Annotated in this window: 17 protein-coding genes; 10 read left to right on the top strand and 7 right to left on the bottom strand. The window is 72.5% G+C overall.

The window, feature by feature from the left end:
- The first annotated feature begins 106 nt into the window (after positions 1-106).
- Positions 107-997 carry a DUF3068 domain-containing protein gene (locus DAI17_RS09125; protein ID WP_159081445.1) on the top strand — a complete coding sequence of 297 codons (891 nt, stop codon included), beginning with the start codon at positions 107-109 and terminating at the stop codon, positions 995-997.
- Between the two features lie 71 nt (positions 998-1,068).
- Here DAI17_RS09125 and DAI17_RS09120 read toward each other — a convergent pair whose 3' ends face one another.
- Positions 1,069-1,884, bottom strand: coding sequence for a class I SAM-dependent methyltransferase (locus DAI17_RS09120; RefSeq protein WP_234412420.1), 816 nt, complete (start codon positions 1,882-1,884; stop codon positions 1,069-1,071).
- A gap of 213 nt (positions 1,885-2,097) precedes the next feature.
- On the opposite strand from DAI17_RS09120, the gene rpsA reads away from it, so the two are divergent.
- Positions 2,098-3,576, top strand: a complete 1,479-nt coding sequence (rpsA, locus tag DAI17_RS09115; protein ID WP_107772620.1) for a 30S ribosomal protein S1 — start codon at positions 2,098-2,100, stop codon at positions 3,574-3,576.
- Positions 3,577-3,671: 95 nt separating this feature from the next.
- Here the strand turns inward: rpsA and DAI17_RS20935 are convergent, their stop codons facing one another.
- The gene (locus DAI17_RS20935) at positions 3,672-3,842 is read right to left on the bottom strand and encodes a hypothetical protein (RefSeq protein WP_159081444.1); all 171 of its coding nucleotides are present in this window, start codon (positions 3,840-3,842) and stop codon (positions 3,672-3,674) included.
- A 93-nt stretch (positions 3,843-3,935) separates the two neighbouring features.
- Between DAI17_RS20935 and DAI17_RS09110 the strand changes: the two genes are divergently transcribed.
- From DAI17_RS09110 to DAI17_RS09090, 5 genes are all read left to right on the top strand, one after another.
- Positions 3,936-4,886, top strand: coding sequence for a GlxA family transcriptional regulator (locus DAI17_RS09110; protein WP_107772619.1), 951 nt, complete (start codon positions 3,936-3,938; stop codon positions 4,884-4,886).
- 62 nt (positions 4,887-4,948) lie between these two features.
- On the top strand, positions 4,949-6,232 hold the full coding sequence (locus DAI17_RS09105; RefSeq protein ID WP_107772618.1) for an aminotransferase class I/II-fold pyridoxal phosphate-dependent enzyme: 1,284 nt from the start codon (positions 4,949-4,951) through the stop codon (positions 6,230-6,232).
- A complete protein-coding gene (locus DAI17_RS09100) occupies positions 6,225-7,115 on the top strand; it encodes a sulfotransferase family protein (protein ID WP_107772617.1) in 891 nt (296 codons plus the stop codon). The genes DAI17_RS09105 and DAI17_RS09100 overlap by 8 nt, the downstream gene beginning before the upstream one ends.
- A gap of 2 nt (positions 7,116-7,117) precedes the next feature.
- Complete coding sequence (gene coaE, locus DAI17_RS09095) at positions 7,118-7,702, top strand: dephospho-CoA kinase (RefSeq protein ID WP_107772616.1); 585 nt, start codon at positions 7,118-7,120, stop codon at positions 7,700-7,702.
- A 10-nt stretch (positions 7,703-7,712) separates the two neighbouring features.
- Entirely contained in the window at positions 7,713-9,017 is a 1,305-nt protein-coding gene (locus DAI17_RS09090; RefSeq protein ID WP_234412419.1) for a glycoside hydrolase family 3 N-terminal domain-containing protein, read from the top strand.
- A gap of 83 nt (positions 9,018-9,100) precedes the next feature.
- Here the strand turns inward: DAI17_RS09090 and DAI17_RS09085 are convergent, their stop codons facing one another.
- Together DAI17_RS09085 and DAI17_RS09080 are read right to left on the bottom strand one after the other, a co-directional pair.
- A complete protein-coding gene (locus DAI17_RS09085; protein WP_107772614.1) occupies positions 9,101-10,087 on the bottom strand; it encodes a sigma-70 family RNA polymerase sigma factor in 987 nt (328 codons plus the stop codon).
- A 280-nt stretch (positions 10,088-10,367) separates the two neighbouring features.
- Entirely contained in the window at positions 10,368-11,672 is a 1,305-nt protein-coding gene (locus DAI17_RS09080) for a DNA polymerase IV (RefSeq protein WP_107772613.1), read from the bottom strand.
- Between the two features lie 159 nt (positions 11,673-11,831).
- On the opposite strand from DAI17_RS09080, the gene DAI17_RS09075 reads away from it, so the two are divergent.
- Both DAI17_RS09075 and DAI17_RS09070 read left to right on the top strand, forming a co-directional pair.
- Positions 11,832-12,788 (top strand): DUF4192 domain-containing protein, encoded by a 957-nt coding sequence (locus tag DAI17_RS09075; protein ID WP_159081443.1) that lies wholly within the window; start codon positions 11,832-11,834, stop codon positions 12,786-12,788.
- Between the two features lie 71 nt (positions 12,789-12,859).
- Positions 12,860-14,326 carry a glutamate--cysteine ligase family protein gene (locus DAI17_RS09070; RefSeq protein ID WP_107772612.1) on the top strand — a complete coding sequence of 489 codons (1,467 nt, stop codon included), beginning with the start codon at positions 12,860-12,862 and terminating at the stop codon, positions 14,324-14,326.
- A 24-nt stretch (positions 14,327-14,350) separates the two neighbouring features.
- Here DAI17_RS09070 and DAI17_RS09065 read toward each other — a convergent pair whose 3' ends face one another.
- Positions 14,351-14,830, bottom strand: coding sequence for a hypothetical protein (locus DAI17_RS09065; RefSeq protein ID WP_107772904.1), 480 nt, complete (start codon positions 14,828-14,830; stop codon positions 14,351-14,353).
- 134 nt (positions 14,831-14,964) lie between these two features.
- On the opposite strand from DAI17_RS09065, the gene DAI17_RS09060 reads away from it, so the two are divergent.
- On the top strand, positions 14,965-15,366 hold the full coding sequence (locus DAI17_RS09060; protein WP_107772611.1) for a universal stress protein: 402 nt from the start codon (positions 14,965-14,967) through the stop codon (positions 15,364-15,366).
- Here the strand turns inward: DAI17_RS09060 and DAI17_RS09055 are convergent.
- Both DAI17_RS09055 and DAI17_RS09050 read right to left on the bottom strand, forming a co-directional pair.
- On the bottom strand, positions 15,353-16,390 hold the full coding sequence (locus tag DAI17_RS09055) for a zinc-dependent alcohol dehydrogenase family protein (RefSeq protein WP_107772610.1): 1,038 nt from the start codon (positions 16,388-16,390) through the stop codon (positions 15,353-15,355). The genes DAI17_RS09060 and DAI17_RS09055 overlap by 14 nt on opposite strands.
- Position 16,391: 1 nt before the next feature.
- Positions 16,392-17,927: a bifunctional aminoglycoside phosphotransferase/ATP-binding protein gene (locus DAI17_RS09050; protein ID WP_107772609.1), complete on the bottom strand. Its 1,536-nt coding sequence runs from the start codon at positions 17,925-17,927 to the stop codon at positions 16,392-16,394.
- Between the last annotated feature and the right edge of the window lie 50 nt (positions 17,928-17,977).

Genomic DNA, 17,977 nt, shown 5'->3' with positions numbered 1-17,977 from the left:
TGCCCTCCGCGACACCTCCCGCGAGGCAATGCGCCGTTCCGCCGCGATCCTTGCTACTTGCTGGTACTGTTCGGCGACTCATCGGCTCCTGGGAGGGATTCTCGTCGTGCGGAAGATCATTGGTTGGGTGCTCCTGGCCCTCGGCGCCTTCCTGCTGGTCGTCGGCCTGATGGCGTCGATCTGGGCACCGGGCCAGGTGAAGCGGACGCCGCTCGACACCGACAGCACGACCCGCCTCGCGGGCACGGCCGACAAGCTCAACCCCGCCAGCGGTGACATCGAGAGCCTCGACGTCAAGGCCACCAGCATCACGAAGGCCGACTCCAAGCGCTCCGACGACGACGTCATCGTCTTCGTCAACACCCTGTGCCTGGTCATCGACGAGGGCGACGTCCCGGACTGCGTCGACGCCGATGATCCTCAGGGGCGCCTCATCTCCGCCTCGACCGACGTCTTCGCCACCGACCGCTCCGACGCGATGGCCGTCAACGGCGAGTACCTCCCCGCCGGCGCCGAGGAGAAGGAGGGCCTCATCAACAAGTGGCCCTTCGACGCCGAGAAGAAGGACTACCCCTACTGGGACGGGCTCCTCGGCGCCCCGGTCGACGCGGTCTACGAGAGCACCGAGACGATCGACGGCCTGGAGACCTACAAGTACAACGTCAGCGTCGACGAGCAGCCGGCCGAGGTCGTCGACGGCGTCCAGGGCGTTTACACCCAGGACAAGGACCTGTGGATCGACCCGGTCACGGGCTCGATCATCCGGCAGGCGCAGCAGGAGGTCCGTGCGCTGGAGGACGGCAGCGTGCTGCTCGACCTCGACCTCGCGTTCACCGACGAGCAGGTCGCGGACAACGTCGAGTCGGCCAAGGACTCGGGCGGCCAGATCGAACTCATCACCCGGACCGTGCCCCTCATCGGCTTCATCGGCGGCGCCGTCGCGCTGCTGGTCGGCGCGTTCCTCGTCTTCGCCGGCCGTCGGCGCGAGACCGCCTGAGCACTGACGACCAGCTCGCCAACGATCCGCCCCGGCCCGCCGGGGCGGGTCGCTGCGTCTGCAGGGATCGGTCAGCCGAGGTCGGCGACGAAGATGGCGGTGCCCGGCGTGAGCAGCCCGCGGGTTCGTGACCAGCCACCCCAGACGCGGTCGTGGTGGGCGGGCCACTCCGGCTCGACCAGGTCGACGAGGCGGAAGCCGTGGCCCGCGAGCAGCCGGACCCAGTCGCCCAGGGTGCGGTGGTGCTCGACGTACGACACGCGCCCGGTCGCGTCGTCCACCTCGACGTACGGCGTGCGGTCCCAGTAGGACTGGGAGGCGACGAGCCCTCCCTCGCCGGGGTCGTCGGGGAACATCCAGCGCGTCGGGTGGGTGATGGAGAAGGCGTAGCGGCCTCCGGGCCGCAGCACCCGCGCGGTCTCCGCGACGGCGTCCGCGATGTCGTGCACGAACTGGAGCGCCCCGAAGGAGCAGAAGACGACGTCGAACGTGTCGTCCGCGAAGGGCAGGTGCGTGGCGGTGGCGCGCACGGAGGGAACGCGCACGCCGGTGAGCTCGTCGATCCGCCGGCTGTGCTGCAGCTGCCGGTGGGAGAGGTCCAGGCCGATGGCCCGGCCGCCGTGCGTGCGCACCCAGCGGGAGCACTGCCCGGCGCCGCTGCCGACCTCGAGCACGTCGCGGTCGGTGACGTCGCCGAGGATCCCGAGGTCGTCCTCGGTCTGCCCCTCGGGTCCCCACACGAAGCCCGCGTCGCCGAGGAACTCGCCGTGGGTCGCCTGGTACTCGTCGGCGTAGCGGTCCCAGTCGGGCCCGTTGGCGCCGCGGGACTCGGTCTCGTCCACCGGGCGGCGCTCGACCCGGACGGCCTGGGGAAGGTGGTCCTGCACGACGTCACGGTATCGAGGTGTCGGCCACCGGCCCACGCTCGGCGTCCTGGTTGGACGGTGCGGGTCGCCGCCGCGTAGGCTGGAGGGTGCGCCAGAGGTCTGCCTGGGTTCCATACGGAGCGGACCCTCGCTCGTCATCTCTCCACGGTGGTGAAAAGAGGGCTTCTGCGCGTGCCCGCACGACATCTGACCATCCAAGGAATCACTTCCCTTATGACGAGCACCATCTCCACTCTTCCGGACTACGACGCGCCCCAGGTGGCGGTCAACGACATCGGGTCCGAAGAGGACTTCCTCGCGGCGATCGACGCGACCATCAAGTACTTCAACGACGGTGACATCGTCGACGGCACCATCGTCAAGGTGGACCGCGACGAGGTCCTGCTCGACATCGGCTACAAGACCGAGGGCGTCATCCCCTCGCGCGAGCTGTCGATCAAGCACGACGTCGACCCCAACGAGGTCGTCAACGTCGGCGACAAGGTCGAGGCCCTGGTCCTCCAGAAGGAGGACAAGGAAGGTCGCCTGATCCTGTCCAAGAAGCGCGCCCAGTACGAGCGCGCCTGGGGCACCATCGAGCAGGTCAAGGAGGAGGACGGCGTCGTCGAGGGCACCGTCATCGAGGTCGTCAAGGGCGGCCTGATCCTCGACATCGGCCTGCGCGGCTTCCTGCCGGCCTCCCTGGTGGAGATGCGTCGCGTGCGCGACCTGCAGCCCTACGTCGGTCAGACCCTCGAGGCCAAGATCATCGAGCTCGACAAGAACCGCAACAACGTGGTCCTGTCGCGCCGTGCCTGGCTCGAGCAGACCCAGTCCGAGGTCCGCCACGGCTTCCTCACCCAGCTCCAGAAGGGCCAGATCCGCAAGGGTGTCGTGTCCTCGATCGTCAACTTCGGCGCCTTCGTGGACCTCGGTGGCGTCGACGGCCTCGTGCACGTCTCGGAGCTGTCCTGGAAGCACATCGACCACCCGTCCGAGGTCGTCACCGTCGGTGACGAGGTCACCGTCGAGGTCCTCGACGTGGACATGGACCGCGAGCGTGTCTCCCTGTCGCTGAAGGCGACGCAGGAGGACCCGTGGCAGCACTTCGCCCGCACCCACCAGATCGGCCAGATCGTCCCGGGCAAGGTCACCAAGCTGGTGCCCTTCGGTTCGTTCGTCCGCGTCGAGGAGGGCATCGAGGGCCTGGTGCACATCTCCGAGCTGGCCGAGCGCCACGTGGAGATCCCCGAGCAGGTCGTCCAGGTCAACGACGACGTCATGGTCAAGATCATCGACATCGACCTCGAGCGTCGCCGCATCTCGCTGTCGCTCAAGCAGGCCAACGAGACGGCTGCGGCCGCTGACGTGGAGGAGTTCGACCCGACCCTCTACGGCATGACCGCGACCTACGACGAGCAGGGCAACTACGTCTACCCCGAGGGCTTCGACCCCGAGACGGGCGAGTGGCTCGAGGGCTTCGACGAGCAGCGCGCCCTCTGGGAGGACCAGTACGCCAAGGCGCACGCCCGCTGGGAGCAGCACGTCAAGCAGCAGGCCGAGGCCAAGCAGGCCGAGGTCGAGGCCGGCGAGGCCACGTCCTACTCCTCCGACGGTGGCGACACCGCCGCCCAGGAGCAGACCGGCGGTTCGCTGGCGTCCGACGAGGCGCTCCAGGCGCTTCGCGAGAAGCTGACCGGCGGGGGCAACTGACCCGCTGACCCCACGGGGTCACCAGCAGCACGACAGGAGGTCCGCCGGTTCGCCGGCGGGCCTCCTGTCATGTTCTGGCACGCGCGTGCCTCACGTCAGGCCGGGCGGACCCAGCGGGCGACCACGTGCCGCCGGGGGTCCGCCGGGCCGAGGTCGTCGTGGTCGTCGGCCCGGGTTGCGGTGCCGGCGAAGAGGTCGTGGCGCGCGTACCGGACGAGCAGCGCGACGAGGGCGGTCAGGGCGAGGGCGAAGAGGAAAGTGGTCATGGCAGTAATCATGCGCTCGTCTTGTTCCGGCCACGAGTGGCAGTAATGCCGACGTGCGTTGATTTCCTGCCACGGCTGCGGCATGCTGGCGGGATGCTCACCAACGTGGCCGTCCTGGTCTGGGACGACGTCGCCCTGTTCGAGCTCGGAGTGCTTTGCGAGGCCTTCGGTGTCGACCGCAGCGACGACGGGCTGCCGGTGCCCGACTTCGCGGTGTGCGGGGTGGAGCCGGGGCAGGTGCGCACCTCGCTCGGCCTCGGGCTCGAGGTGCACCACGGCCTCGACCGGGTGGCCGAGGCCGACCTCGTGTGCGTGGCGGCGATGGACCGCCACCGACCGGTCCCCGCCCCCGTGATCCGCGCCCTGCAGGACGCCGTCGACCGGGGGGCCCGGGTGCTCTCGGTGTGCACGGGCGCCTTCGCGCTCGGCGAGGCGGGACTGCTCGACGGTCGTGAGGCGACCACGCACTGGAAGCACACCGACGAGCTCGCGGCCCGGTTCCCCCTCGCCCGCGTCGTCCCCGAGGTCCTGTACGTCGACTCGGGGCAGGTGATCACCAGCGCCGGCTCCGCGGCCGGCCTCGACGCCGCCCTGCACCTGTGGCGTGAGGAGCACGGCGCGGCCACGGCAAGCGTCGTCGCCCGCCGGATGGTGGTGCCGCCGCAACGTCCCGGCGGCCAGGCGCAGTTCATCTCGCGCCCCGTGCCGGAGTGCACCTCCGACTCGCTGGCGCCGCTGCTGGAGTGGATCCAGGCCAACCTGGGCGAGGAGCTCAGCGTCGAGGTGCTGGCGCGCCAGAGCCACATGTCCTCCCGCACGTTCGCCCGCAGGTTCAAGGACGAGACCGGCACCACGCCGTACGGCTGGATCCTGGCCCAACGGGTGCAGGCGGCCCAGGTGCTGCTCGAGCAGTCGGACCGCTCGATCGAGTGGATCGCCTCCGAGGTCGGCTTCGGCAACGCCGCGACCCTGCGGCACCACTTCACGCGCGTGCGCGGGGTCAGCCCGCAGCAGTACCGGCGCACGTTCTCCTGCACGGCCTGAGGTCCACCCGACCTCGTGGACGCCGTCGCTCGCCGGACGCCGCCTCTCGGTAGCCTTGCCGCGTGACCCACACGCCGCTCTCCGACCTGTCCCGCGACGACCTCGCCGCCCTGCGCGACCAGCTGCAGGCGACGTACGACGAGCTGAAGACGCGCGGGCTCGCGCTCGACCTCACCCGGGGCAAGCCGTCGTCGGCCCAGCTCGACCTGGCCGACGAGCTGCTCTCCCTGCCCCGCGGCTGCACCGACCGCAGCGGCACCGACGTGCGCAACTACGGGGGGCTCGCCGGCCTGCCCGAGCTGCGCGAGATGTTCGCCGAACTGCTGGGGGTCGAGGCCGAGCAGGTGGTCGCCGGCGGCAACTCCAGCCTGTCGATGATGCGCGACGTGCTGGTCTACCTGATGCTCTTCGGCGGCGTCGACAGCGACCGCCCCTGGAGCAAGGAGGGCGTGGTCAAGTTCATCTGTCCCGTCCCCGGCTACGACCGGCACTTCACCCTGCTCGAGTCGATGGGCATCGAGATGGTCACGGTCCCCATGCGGGAGGACGGCCCGGACGCCGAGGAGGTCGCGCGGCTCGTCGCCGAGGACCGGTCGATCAAGGGCATGTGGATCGTGCCCACCTACGCCAACCCGGCCGGCTCGGTGTGCAGCCAGGAGGTGGCCGCGCGGCTGGCGTCGATGGAGACCGCCGCGCGCGACTTCAAGATCTTCTGGGACAACGCCTACGCGCTGCACCACCTGACCGAGGAGGAGACCAAGAGCGCCGACATCCTGAGCCTGGCCGCCGCGAGCGGGCACCCGCACCGGCCCGTGATGTTCGCCTCGACCTCCAAGATCACCTTCGCGGGCGCGGGCGTCGCCTTCCTGGCCGCCTCGGTCGAGAACGTCCGGTGGTACCTCGGCCACCTGGGCCACGGCTCCATCGGGCCCGACAAGGTCAACCAGCTCCGCCACGTGCAGTTCTTCGGCTCCGCGCAGGGCGTGCGCGACCACATGGCCAAGCACCGCGAGATCATCGCCCCCAAGTTCGCCGAGGTCGACCGGGTGCTCACCGAGCGCCTCGACGGCTACGGGGTGGCGCGCTGGAACAAGCCCCGCGGTGGCTACTTCGTCAACCTCGATGTCATGCCCGGCACCGCGTCCCGCGTGGTGCAGCTGGCCAAGGAGGCCGGCATCGCCCTCACGCCCGCCGGCTCGTCCTTCCCCCACGGCCAGGACCCCCACGACGAGAACATCCGCCTCGCGCCGACCATGCCACCGCTGGACGAGGTCTCCGAGGCCATGGACGGCGTGGCCACGGCCGTGCTGCTGGCCGCGGTGGAGAAGCTCCTCGACCGTGGCTGAGGCGCCGACCGGGCAGGACTTCCTGCCCTTCACCTTCTCGATCGTGGGAGTGCAGAAGGCCGGCACGTCCACGCTCCAGTGGATGCTCAACCAGCACCCCCAGGTCGCGCGACCGCCGCGCAAGGAGATGGGCTGGTTCGACGTCGACGAGTCGACGTGGCTCGAGGCCGACCACGCGTCGTACGGCGTGCGGCGGACGTCGCCGGGGCAACGCGCGCTCGGGGACGCGACGCCCCGCTACCTGCTGATGCCGGGCACGCTGGAGCGGATGCGGGACCAGCTGCCCGACCTGAGGCTCGTCGCGATCTTCCGCGACCCCATCGACCGGCTGGTGTCGCAGTGGGTGATGGTGCGCGGGCGGCAGCCGCACAAGGCGCCGGACTGGCCGGAGATGATGGCCTGGCGGCCGCCGTCCTTCCCGACGATCCTGCCCGAGGAGTTCACCGGCCGGGGAGGGCGCGCACGCTTCCTGCGTGCCTCGGGGGTGGTGCGCGGCTACTACGGCGGACAGGTCGAGCACGGCCTGACCGTCTTCCCGCGCGACCAGTGGCTCTTCCTCGACTTCGCCTCGCTCCTGGCCGACCACGCCAAGCACCTCGACGCCGTCACCGACCACATCGGGGTCGACCGGTTCCGCACGTACCCGCCGCTGCGCAAGCTGATGGCGGGCTCCCCGTCCATCACCGGCACCGCACCGACCGGCGAGGACCTGATGACGCTGGCGCGCACCCTCGAGCCCGAGCTGGCGCAGTACGTCGCCCTGACCGGGCTGCCGGTCGAGCACTGGACCACCGAGCGGCTGCTGCGCGGGGAGCTCGACGCCGACGAGCAGGCGGCGACGTACGCACGCAAGGCCGGGCTGCGCGCGGAGGGGCCGTCGTGACCATGCGTGTCGGCCTGACCGGGGGAGTGGCCTCGGGCAAGAGCACCGTCTCGGCGATCCTCGCCGAGCTGGGAGCCGTCGTCATCGACGCCGACGCGCTGGCGCGGGAGGTGGTCGCGCGCGGCACCCCCGGGCTGGACGCCGTGGTGGCCGAGTTCGGACCCGACGTGCTGACCCCCGAGGGCGACCTCGACCGACCCGCGATGGGACGGCTCGTCTTCGGGGACGACGCGGCCCGCCGGCGCCTGGAGGCGATCATCCACCCGCTGGTGATCGAGCGGATGGCCGAGATCGAGGCGACCGCCGGCGAGGACGACGTGGTCGTGCACGACATACCGCTGCTCGCCGAGGGCGGCCGCGCGGACACCTTCGACGCCGTCGTCGTGGTCGACGCCCCGCGAGACCTCCAGGTCGAGCGGATGCTCGGCGACCGGGGCTGGACCCGCGAGGACGCCGAGTCCCGGATCGCCGCCCAGGCCACCCGGGAGGAGCGTCGGGCCATCGCCACGCACGTGATCGACAACAACGGCACGCTCGAGGAGCTGCGGGCCCGCGTCGAAGCGGTCCTCGACGAGCTCCGCGGGTAACCTGCGGGCCGTGCGACTGCCTCTCCTGACCACCGCCGCCGCCGTCACGGCGGGGGTCCTGCTGATCGGTGGCTGTGCGGGCTCGCCCGAGGGGGAGCCGGCGCCGGCCACCGACGGGACCAGCAGCACGACGGCGGAGGCCGAGACCCCGGAGGCCCCCGAGGAGCCCGACCCGGACGCCGCGCTCGGCTGGGGACCCACGGTGGGGGAGCTGGCGCAGGCGCAGGAGCTGGTCGAGGGGTGGACGTCGGAGCAGCTGGCCGGGCAGGTCATCGTCGGCCGCTACCACGGGACCGACCCGGCGACCGTGGCGACGATGGTGCGCGACCACCACCTCGCGGGCATGTCGGTGACCAACGGCAACATCCTCGACGAGGCGCAGGTGCGCGCCACCACGGCCGCCATCAGCAAGGCCGTCGCCGCGGACGGACGCGACTTCCCGGCGGTCATCGGCGTCGACCAGGAGGGCGGCTACGTCTCCCACCTGCGCGGCATCGCCACCGAGTTCCCCGCCTTCGACGCGGCCGGGGCCGCCATCACCGCGGACGGGAAGGCCGGCCGCGAGGCGGTCCGACAGGCGGCGTACGCCACCGGGCTCGAGGTCCGCGACCTCGGCTTCACCTGGGTCTTCGCCCCTGTCGCGGACGTGACCATCGGCGCCGCGGACCCCACCATCGGCACCCGGTCGGCCAGCGAGGACCCCGCCGTGGCCGCCAAGGCCACGGCCACCGCCGTCCGGGGGTACGACGCCGCGGGCGTCGTCTCGACCGTCAAGCACTTCCCGGGCCACGGTGCCGCCACCAGCGACAGCCACGACACCCTGCCGGTGCTCGACTCGAGCCTGGCCGAGATCCGCGCCCACGACCTGCCGCCGTTCGAGGCGGCCATCGCCAGCCACGCCCCCGCGGTGATGACCAGCCACCTCGACCTGACGGCGATCGCGCCCGGGGTCCCGGCGTCGCTGGCCCCCGAGGTCTACGACCTGCTGCGCGACGACCTCGGCTTCGAGGGCGTCACCATCACCGACTCCCTGGGCATGGGTGCGGTCGCGGCCAGCTGGAAGCCGGCGGTCGCCGCCCTCAACGCCGGTGCCGACCTGCTGCTGATGCCCGTCGACACCGTGGAGACCCACCGGGTGCTCACCAAGGCGATCGACGAGGGCGACGTCACCCGCGAGCGCGCGGAGGAGGCCGCCGCCCGGGTCGTCGCGCTGCAGATGTGGCAGGGGCGGGCCGCCGCCGAGGTCCCGGTGCCGGACGACGTCACGACGCTGGCGGGCGAGGCGGCCGCCGCGCTCAGCTCCGCGGCGTACTGACGCTGTCCTGGCCGGCGCACATGACGAGGCCCGCCCCGATGCGTGATCGGAGCGGGCCTTGCGTCACTCGCCGGGACGAACCGTCAGGCGGCGGTCCCGGTTGCGAGGTCGGGGTCGCCGATGCGGCGGAGCTTCTGCAGCGCCTCCCGCTCCAGCTGGCGGACCCGCTCGGCCGAGATGCCGTGCTTGGCGCCGATGTCGGCCAGCTTGTGCTGGCGCCCGTCGGTGAGGCCGTAGCGCGCCCGGATGATGTCGGCCGCCCGGTCGTCGAGGTGGCTGACGAGGTCGTCGAGCCGCTGGCGCGCCTCCACGTCCAGGAACTCCAGGTCGGGACCGGGGGCCGTCTCCTGGGCCATCAGGTCACCGAGCGAGGTGTCGCCGTCCTCGTCCACCGGGGTGTCGAGGGAGACGTGGTCCCGGCCCCACGACAGGAGGTCGAGGACCCGGTCGACGTCCATGCCGAGCTCCTGGGCGATCTCCTGCGGCTCGGGGTCGCGGCCGAGCTGGCGCTCCAGCGTGCGGCGGGCACCGCTGACCTGGTTGAGCTCCTCCACCACGTGCACGGGGAGGCGGACGACGCGCGCCTGCTGGGCGATGCCGCGGGTGATGGCCTGGCGGACCCACCACGTGGCGTACGTCGAGAACTTGTAGCCCTTGGTGTAGTCGAACTTCTCCACGGCGCGGATGAGACCGGTGTTGCCCTCCTGGATCAGGTCGAGCATGGGCATCTGCGAGCGGCCGTACTTGCGGGCGATGGAGACGACGAGACGCAGGTTGGCGGAGATGAACTGGTCGACGGCGCGGCGGCCCTCCTCGGCCAGCCACTCGAGCTCCTCCTGGCTGGCGCGCATCGGCGCGCCGCCCTTGCGGCGGCCGACCCGGCCCTCCTCGAGGAGCTTCTCGGCCAGCAGGCCGGCCTCGATGGTCTTGGAGAGCTCGACCTCCATGGCGGCGTCGAGAAGAGGAGTGCGGGCGATCTCGTCGAGGTAGAGGCCGACGCTGTCGCGACCCTCGATCTCACGCGTGGTGCTCGTGCGGGTGCTCCGGGCGGTGCTCTGTGCGGTGCTCATCGTCGTCTCCTCCTTCGTGGCGGTGCGCCGAATACGCCGCCACGTCTTCTCCAACGGCCTGCGCGGACGAGAGATTCCCCGGCCCCACCTTGGTCGGCCCTTCATCTGACTCGACGTCCCACCCCGCGTGAGAGTTGCCTCCCTCTGCAACTCTCAGGGACTTCTCAGGGGTGCTTCGTGCCGGTGCCCCGAACGGATGGGTCCCATGAGCGTCGGAGTCCGTCGCCCACGCCCTCACCCCATCTCGTCGCTGTTCCCGTCCGTGACGCAGACGGTCGGCTCAGTCCTCCGCCGGACGGGCGACCGGGGCCAGCGCGGGGTCGTCGACCGAGTAGGAGCGGACCGGGCCGGGAGGGCTGTCGGCGGTCTCGAAGCGCACCGTGACGACGCCCTTGCCGGACCCCCACACCCAGCCGGCGCCCATCTCCTCGTGGACGACGTCCATCCCGGGGGAGAAGTGGCGCACGGACGGTGCCGGCTCCGGCACGACGACGTCCTCCGGCTCGGGCTCCGTCTCGCCGAAGAGGTCCTCCTGGATCCAGTCGGCGAGCCCGGACACCCCGACGCCCAGGAGCCGGACGCCGCCGGAGGTGTCGAGGTCGGCGAGCAGGAGCCGGGCCAGGCGCGCGATCGTCGTCCCGCTGTCGGTCGGGCTGGGCAACGTGGTGGAGCGGCTGAGCGTCGTGAAGTCGTGCAGACGCACCTTGATGGTCACGGTGCGCCCGGACAGGCCGTGCTTGCGCAACCGGGTGCCGACCTGCGCGGCCTGGCGGGTCAGGAGGCCCTCCATCAGGCTCCGGTCGGTCAGGTCGGTGTCGTAGGTGCCCTCGCTGCTGACCGACTTGGTCTCGCGGTCGGCCACGACCGGACGGTCGTCCTCGGCGCGGGCCAGGCGGTGGAGCCCGTGCCCGTGGGCCTTGCCGAGGAGGCGGACCATCTCGTCCTCGCTCACCGCCTCGAGGTCGGCCACGGTGTGGATGCCCGCGCGCCGGAGCCGCTCGGCGGTGGCGGGTCCCACGCCGGGGATGACCGTGACCTTCATGGGCCGCAGCAGGTCGCGCTCGGTCCCGGGCGGCACGACCGTGAGCCCGTCCGGCTTGTCGAGCTCGCTGGCGACCTTGGCGATGAACTTGGACGTGCCGATGCCGACGGTGCCGGTGAGCCCGCCGCTGACCTCGCGCACGCGCGCCCGCAGCTCTTCCCCGAACGCCGTGACGGTGCCGACCTCGAGGTCGGGCAGGTCCGCCCGCTCGAGGTCGACGAAGGCCTCGTCCAGCGACAGCGGCTCCACGAGCGGGGACGCCGCGCGCAGCACGTCCATCACCCGTGCGCTGGTCTCGCGGTAGGCGTGGAAGCGCCCGGACAGGTACGCGGCGTGCGGGCACCGCGCCCGGGCCTCGCGCGTCGACATGGCCGAGCGCACGCCGTACACCCGTGCCTCGTACGACGCCGTCGCGACGACTCCCCGGCCGCTGGTGCCGCCCACGACCACGGGACGTCCCCGCAACGACGGCTTGTCGCGCTGCTCGACGGCAGCGAAGAAGGCGTCCATGTCCAGGTGGAGGACCGAGGCGGTACGACGCATCAGGCGTGGAGCCGGCCCGGGACCGGGATCGGCACGGAGCGGCTCATGCCGTCATTGTCGCAGGCCACTTCCCGTCCACAGGGGACCGGCGGACGGTCGTCGTCCACAGCGACGGACCGTCGAGGTGGGACGGTCGGTCGGGCCGGGAAGCGTGCCGGCATGACTTCCACACCGACACCCACACCGCTGGTCGCCCGCACCCCCGAGGACATCCTGGCGTTCGTGCCGATCGCCATCGGGTTCAACCCCGAGACGTCCGTCGCCATGCTCACCTTCGGCGACCGACCCTCCTTCCACGCGCGGGTCGACCTGCCGGACCACCCCGACGACGTCGACGACCTCGTCGACGCCCTCCTCCGCCCGAGCCTTCGCCACCACGTGCGGCAGGTGATCTTCGTGGTCTACGACGACGACACCACCGTGGCCGACGAGTCGGCCTGGTCCCTGCTGGAGGCCTTCACCGAACGAGGCATCGAGGTGATCGACGTGCTCCGTGTCCACGACGGACGGTGGTTCGCGGTGCTCCCCGGCCGCGACCCGGCCTCCTACCGTGGCGTGCCCTTCGACTGCGGGGCGCACCCGTTCACGGCGCGTGCGGTCTTCGACGGCCGCGTCACCCGGGGTTCCCGTGCCGAGCTGCGGGCGACCCTGGATCCGGCTGCGGACGGCGTGGCCGAGTCCTCTGCCCTCCTCGCGACCGCGCCCGCACCCCTCTCGCCCGCGCAGGTGCGGGACCTGGTGGCCGGGGACGCGGACCGGTTCGAGCCGTGGCCGGTGGAGGTGCTGGTGCCCCTCGCGCTGGCGCTCCGGGACCCGGCGGCACGCGACCAGGCGTGGAGCGGGCTGTCGCGGGGGACGGCGACCCGCTGGGTCGCGACGTGTAGCGACGCGGTGCGGCGGCTCCCCGACGAGCTGGTGGCCGGCCCCGCCTCGGTGCTGGCCGTCGCCGCGTGGCTCGCCGGCGAGGGGGCGCTCGCCTGGTGCGCGGTCGAGCGGTGCCGGGCCGTCGAGCCCGACCACTCGCTGGCGCGCCTGGTGGCCGACCTGCTGGACGAGGCGTGCTCGCCCGACCTCTGGGACCGGTTCCGTGCCGGCCCGGGCCTCGGGGCCGCATGACGAGCGCGGCCGGTCCATCCCGCGGGGGGTGACGGCTGTCCGTGGAGGCTCGGCGTGACTAGGGTCGGGCCATGGGAGAAGAAGTCGAGCAGCAGGAGTTCTCGCGCGCCGACAGGACACGCCACCGCGAGAAGGTCCGACGCAACCTGGACGTCTTCGCCCGGATGCTGCGGGAGGCGAGGTTCGACACGGACGACCCGATGACCGGGCTGGAGGTCGAGCTCAACCTTGTCGACGACCGGGGTGACCCCGCTCTGAAGAACAGCGAGGTCCTCGAGGCCATCGCCAAGCCCGACTTCCAGACCGAGCTGGGCCAGTTCAACATCGAGATCAACGTCCCTCCCGCGACCCTGCGCGCGGGCGGACTGACGACGTTCGAGGAGAGCCTGCGGCGCTCGCTCAACGACGCCGAGGCGGCGGCCAGCGAGGTCGGCGCGCACCAGGTGATGATCGGGATCCTGCCGACCCTCGCCGAGGGGCACATGTCCCAGGCCAGCCTCAGCCCCAACCCCCGCTACAAGCTGCTGAGCGAGCAGATCCTCGACGCCCGGGGCGAGGACATCACCATCAACATCTCGGGGCGGGACCGCCTGTCCACGACGGCGGACTCGATCGTCCCCGAGGCGGCGTGCACGAGCACCCAGTTCCACGTGCAGACCAGCCCCGACGACTTCGCTGCCTACTGGAACGCCTCGCAGGCCATCGCCGGCGTGCAGCTCGCCGTCGCCGCCAACTCGCCGTACCTGCTCGGCAAGGAGCTGTGGCGCGAGACCCGGATCCCGCTCTTCGAGCAGGCGACCGACACCCGCAGCGAGGAGCTCAAGGTGCAGGGCGTCCGCCCGCGGGTGTGGTTCGGCGAGCGCTGGGTGACCTCGGTCTTCGACCTCTTCGAGGAGAACGTCCGCTACTTCCCGGCGCTGCTGCCGATCACCGACGACGAGGACCCGCTGCAGGTGCTCGAGGAGGGCGGCACCCCCGAGCTGTCGGAGCTGCGGCTGCACAACGGCACCATCTACCGCTGGAACCGGCCCGTCTACGACATCGCGGGGGGCGTGCCGCACCTGCGCGTGGAGAACCGCCTCCTCGCCGCGGGGCCGACGGTCGCCGACACGATCGCCAACGCGGCCTTCTACTTCGGCCTGGTCCGCCAGCTCGCGGAGAGCGAGCGGCCGCTGTGGTCGCAGATGTCCTTCTCCGCGGCGGAGGAGAACTTCCACGTGGCCGCGCAGCAGGGTCTCGACGCCCAGATCTACTGGCCGGGCATCGGTCAGGTGCGGGCCACCGAGCTGGTGCTGCGTCGGCTGCTGCCGATGGCGGCCGAGGGCCTCGACGCCCGGGGCGTGGAGGCAGACGTGCGCGACCGGCTCCTCGGCATCATCGAGCAGCGCTGCCTGCTCGGCGTCAACGGCGCCGAGTGGTTCGTGGACCAGATGGGACGGCGCACGGACATGGAGACCTACGACGCGCTGCGGGCCACGCTGCAGGACTACCGCGCACGGATGCACACCAACGAGCCGGTGCACACCTGGACCGACTGACAGGTCCTCCGGGAGGGGCGGGCGTCAGGTCCGCGAGGGAGGCGTGCCCGACCGGCGCCGCAGCCGGCGCCACTCGCGCCGCACCCCGGTGGTGGGGTCGACCCAGCCGTCGCGGGTGACCACGACGAAGGTGCACGGCACTTCCGCCTCGGCGTAGGCCGTCCGGGTCGCGGAGGACCACGTCACGTCGGCGTCGTGCACCGCCAGCGACCCGGCGCGTGTCAGCCACGCGAGCGGCACCGGGGGAGGTCCGCCCAGTACTGCACCGAGCTCACGTCGCGCCCGTTGGAGCAGTGCACCCACCACGTCGGCCGCCAGCGCCTGGTCCGGCCACCGGTCCAGCGTCCCGCCGGCATCGTGCACGAAGCGTGCGGCGTACCGGGCCGGGAGGCCCACGTGCATCGTCGGCGGAGGACGGCGCCGCCGCTCGTTCTCCCTGAGGTCGAGCACCGCCGCCCGCAGCGCCACGTGGGTGGAGCGGGTGATGGGGGCGAGCACCGGCATGGCCACAGCCTGCCCGCTCGGAGCGACCGGCGCGCCTCGTCGTCCACAGCCTCCCGCTGGGGCCCCGGATTGGGTACGGTGCCAAGCACCGGCACGCACCACTGCGGCCGGTCTGCTCTGCACAAGGAGGCGCCATGGGCACCGTCGTCGTCGGATACGTCCCCAAGCCGGAGGGTGAGGCCGCGCTCGCGACCGCCATCTCCGAGGCCAGGTTGCGGGGCAGCAAGCTCGTGGTGGTCAACTCCCACCGCGGCGGGCACGACTACGACCAGGAGCGGGCCCAGGCCGCCGAGAGCGAGATGGACGCCGTGCGCAAGACGCTCGACGAGTCGGGTCTCGAGTACGACATCCGCCAGCTCGTGCGGGGCTTCGAGCCCGCCGAGGACCTCATCAGCCTCGCCGAGGCCAACTCGGCCGAGCTCCTCGTGATCGGCCTGCGCCGGCGGTCGCCCGTCGGCAAGCTGATCCTGGGCAGCAACGCACAGCGCATCCTGCTCGACGCCCACTGCCCGGTGCTGGCGGTCAAGGCCGACTGACCCCGTCGCCGCGGCGCACCACCGCGGCTCCGGTGACCGCACCGCGGGCGAGGTCCTCCAGCGCCTGGTCGACCCGGTCGAAGGAGTAGCTCGTGACGCGGGGCCGGATCCCGAGCGCCGCGGCCAGGTGCAGGAGCTCCTCGCCGTCGGCGCGGGTGTTGGCGGTGACGCTGGTGAGCGTCCTCTCCCGGAACAGGTGCTGCTGGTAGTCCAGCCGCGGGACGTCGGTCAGGTGGATGCCGGCGACCGCGAGGGTGCCGCCCTGCTCGAGGGCGGCCAGGGCCACCGGCACCAGGTCGCCCACCGGGGCGAAGAGGATGGCCGCGTCGAGCGGCACCGGGGGAGAGCCGTGGGCGGGACCGGCCGACGCCGCCCCGAGCTCGAGGGCGAGCTCGCGCGCCGACTCCTCGCGCGTGAGCACGTGCACCTCCGCCCCCTGGGCCAGGGCCAGCTGGGCGGTGATGTGCGCGCTGGCGCCGAACCCGTAGATGCCCAGCCGCCCTCCGGGCGGCAGCTGGGCCCGCTTGAGGGCCCGCCAGCCGATGATGCCCGAGCACAGCAGCGGGGCGGCCTCCTCGTCCCCGAGGTGGCCGGGCAGCGCGTAGGCGAAGGCCTCCGGCACGAGCGCGAGCTCGGCGAAGCCGCCGTCGGCGTCCCAGCCGGTGTAGAGCGAGGACCGGCACAGGTTCTCCCGCCCGGTCCGGCACGGACCGCAGCGCCCGCACGTCCGGCGCAGCCAGGCGATGCCCACCCGGTCGCCGAGCCCGAACCGACCCGCTGCGGATCCCGCCGCGACGACGGTGCCCACGACCTCGTGGCCCGGGACGACCTGCGGCGCACGCGGCGGGAGGTCGTGGTCGGCGAGGTGCAGGTCGGTCCGGCAGACCCCGCAGGCGCTGACCCGGACCAGGACCTCGTCCGGTCCCGGACGCGGGACCTCGCGCTCGACCGGGAGGACCCGCGTCGGACCGCCGGGGCGTCCGCTGACCGCCCAGGCCCGCATCGTGTCCGGCCCGACGGTCATCTCAGTCGGCGGGCAGGCGCGGCAGGGCGAGGTGGGGGGTGGTGCGCCACGGCTGGAGCCGGTGCCGGAGCCGGGCGACGACGGACTCCGGCGGCGGCAGCGTGTCGGCGCGCCACGCCTGCGGCCAGGGTTCGAAGCACGCACCCAGCCCGCGGGCGATCTCCCCGTCGGCGTCGGAGGGGTCGCGGCCGCCCTGCCGCTCGGTCAGCCGGGCGGTGGCCACGTCCGACGGCAGGTCGCACCGCACCTGCGTGAGCTCGCTCGACGTGCGGGACGCGACGGCCGCGGCCGCCGTACGCCTGCGCTCCTCGCCCCACGTCGCGTCGAGGACGACGCACTCGCCCAGCGCCAGCAGGGACTCGGCGCGGTGCAGCATCTCGGCGTAGGTCCGCTCGGTCCACTCCGGGGTGTAGATCCCCTGGCCCATGGCCGCGGGGGCGTGCTCCTCGGCGGGGATCCCGGCGAGCTCCTTGCGGATCCGGTCGCTGCTCAGCACGGTCCAGCCGAGCTCGTCGGCCAGTCCGGCGGCCACGGTGGACTTGCCGGTCCCGGGCGGGCCGCCCACCAGGACGAGCGACACCCGGGACTCCTCCAGGTGCTGGTGGGCCAGGCTGAGGAGTCGCGCCGGAGCCGCGGTGCGGTGCTCGGGGCCGTGCGGCAGGCACGCGACCATCGCCCGCATGAAGGCGCGGTAGGCGACGTAGTGGTGGACCAGGGTGGCCGGGGCGGGGTCGCCCGCCAGGCTGGCGTAGGCGCCGAGGAGCCGTGTCGCCGCCTCGGGGGAGCCGAGGCGTTCGAGGTCCATGGCCAGGCAGGCCATGTCGTCCATCTGGTCGAGGTGGCGCAGGGAGTCGTCGAACTCGATGCAGTCCAGGATGCGTGGGCCGTCGTCGAGGCAGAAGATGTCCTCGGCCAGCAGGTCACCGTGGCCGTCGACGACGGCACCGCGCCGGATCCGGTCGTCGAAGAGGGCCTCCCGGCCGGCCAGGTAGCGCTCGACGAGCCGCTGGACCGCTTCGAAGAGGGTGGCGTCGAACCGGGTGCCGACGAAGGGCCGCGCGCGAGCGGTGTTGGCCTGCCACCGCGCCCACAGCGCGTCCCGGGTGCCGCTGCTGTCGATGTGCGGACCCCGGGCGCAGCGCCCGTGGAACGTGGCCATGGTGCGCGCCAGGTCGTCGACGACCTCGTCCACGTCGGCGCCGGTGCGCACGAGGTGGGCCAGCCTGCGCAGGACGGGCATCCGGCGCATCACCAGCAGGTGGTCGCCCGGTCCGCCGTCGACGTCCAGCACGTCGCTGACCCCGAGGTAGACGTCCGGGGCCAGGCGCCGGTTGAGCTCGAGCTCGCGGTGCAGCACCTCCCGCCGAGCGGTCCGGGTGGAGAAGTCGAGGAAGCCGAGGTCCACGGGCTTCTTGAGCTTGTAGGCGCGGTCACCGACGAGGAAGACCACCGCCGAGTGGGTCTCGCGGACCTCGGCGTACGGCGTGCTCGTGCCGAGGTCGACGGTCGCTTCCAGGGACGCGGTCTCGGGGACCATCGGTGCTGCCTCCACTGACTCGGGTGCGGGGGGTGTCCGGGGCGTCCCGG

The organism is Nocardioides sediminis (genome assembly GCF_003047295.1).
Classification (GTDB): domain Bacteria; phylum Actinomycetota; class Actinomycetes; order Propionibacteriales; family Nocardioidaceae; genus Nocardioides; species Nocardioides sediminis.
This window is presented reverse-complemented; position numbering and strand designations above follow the sequence as displayed.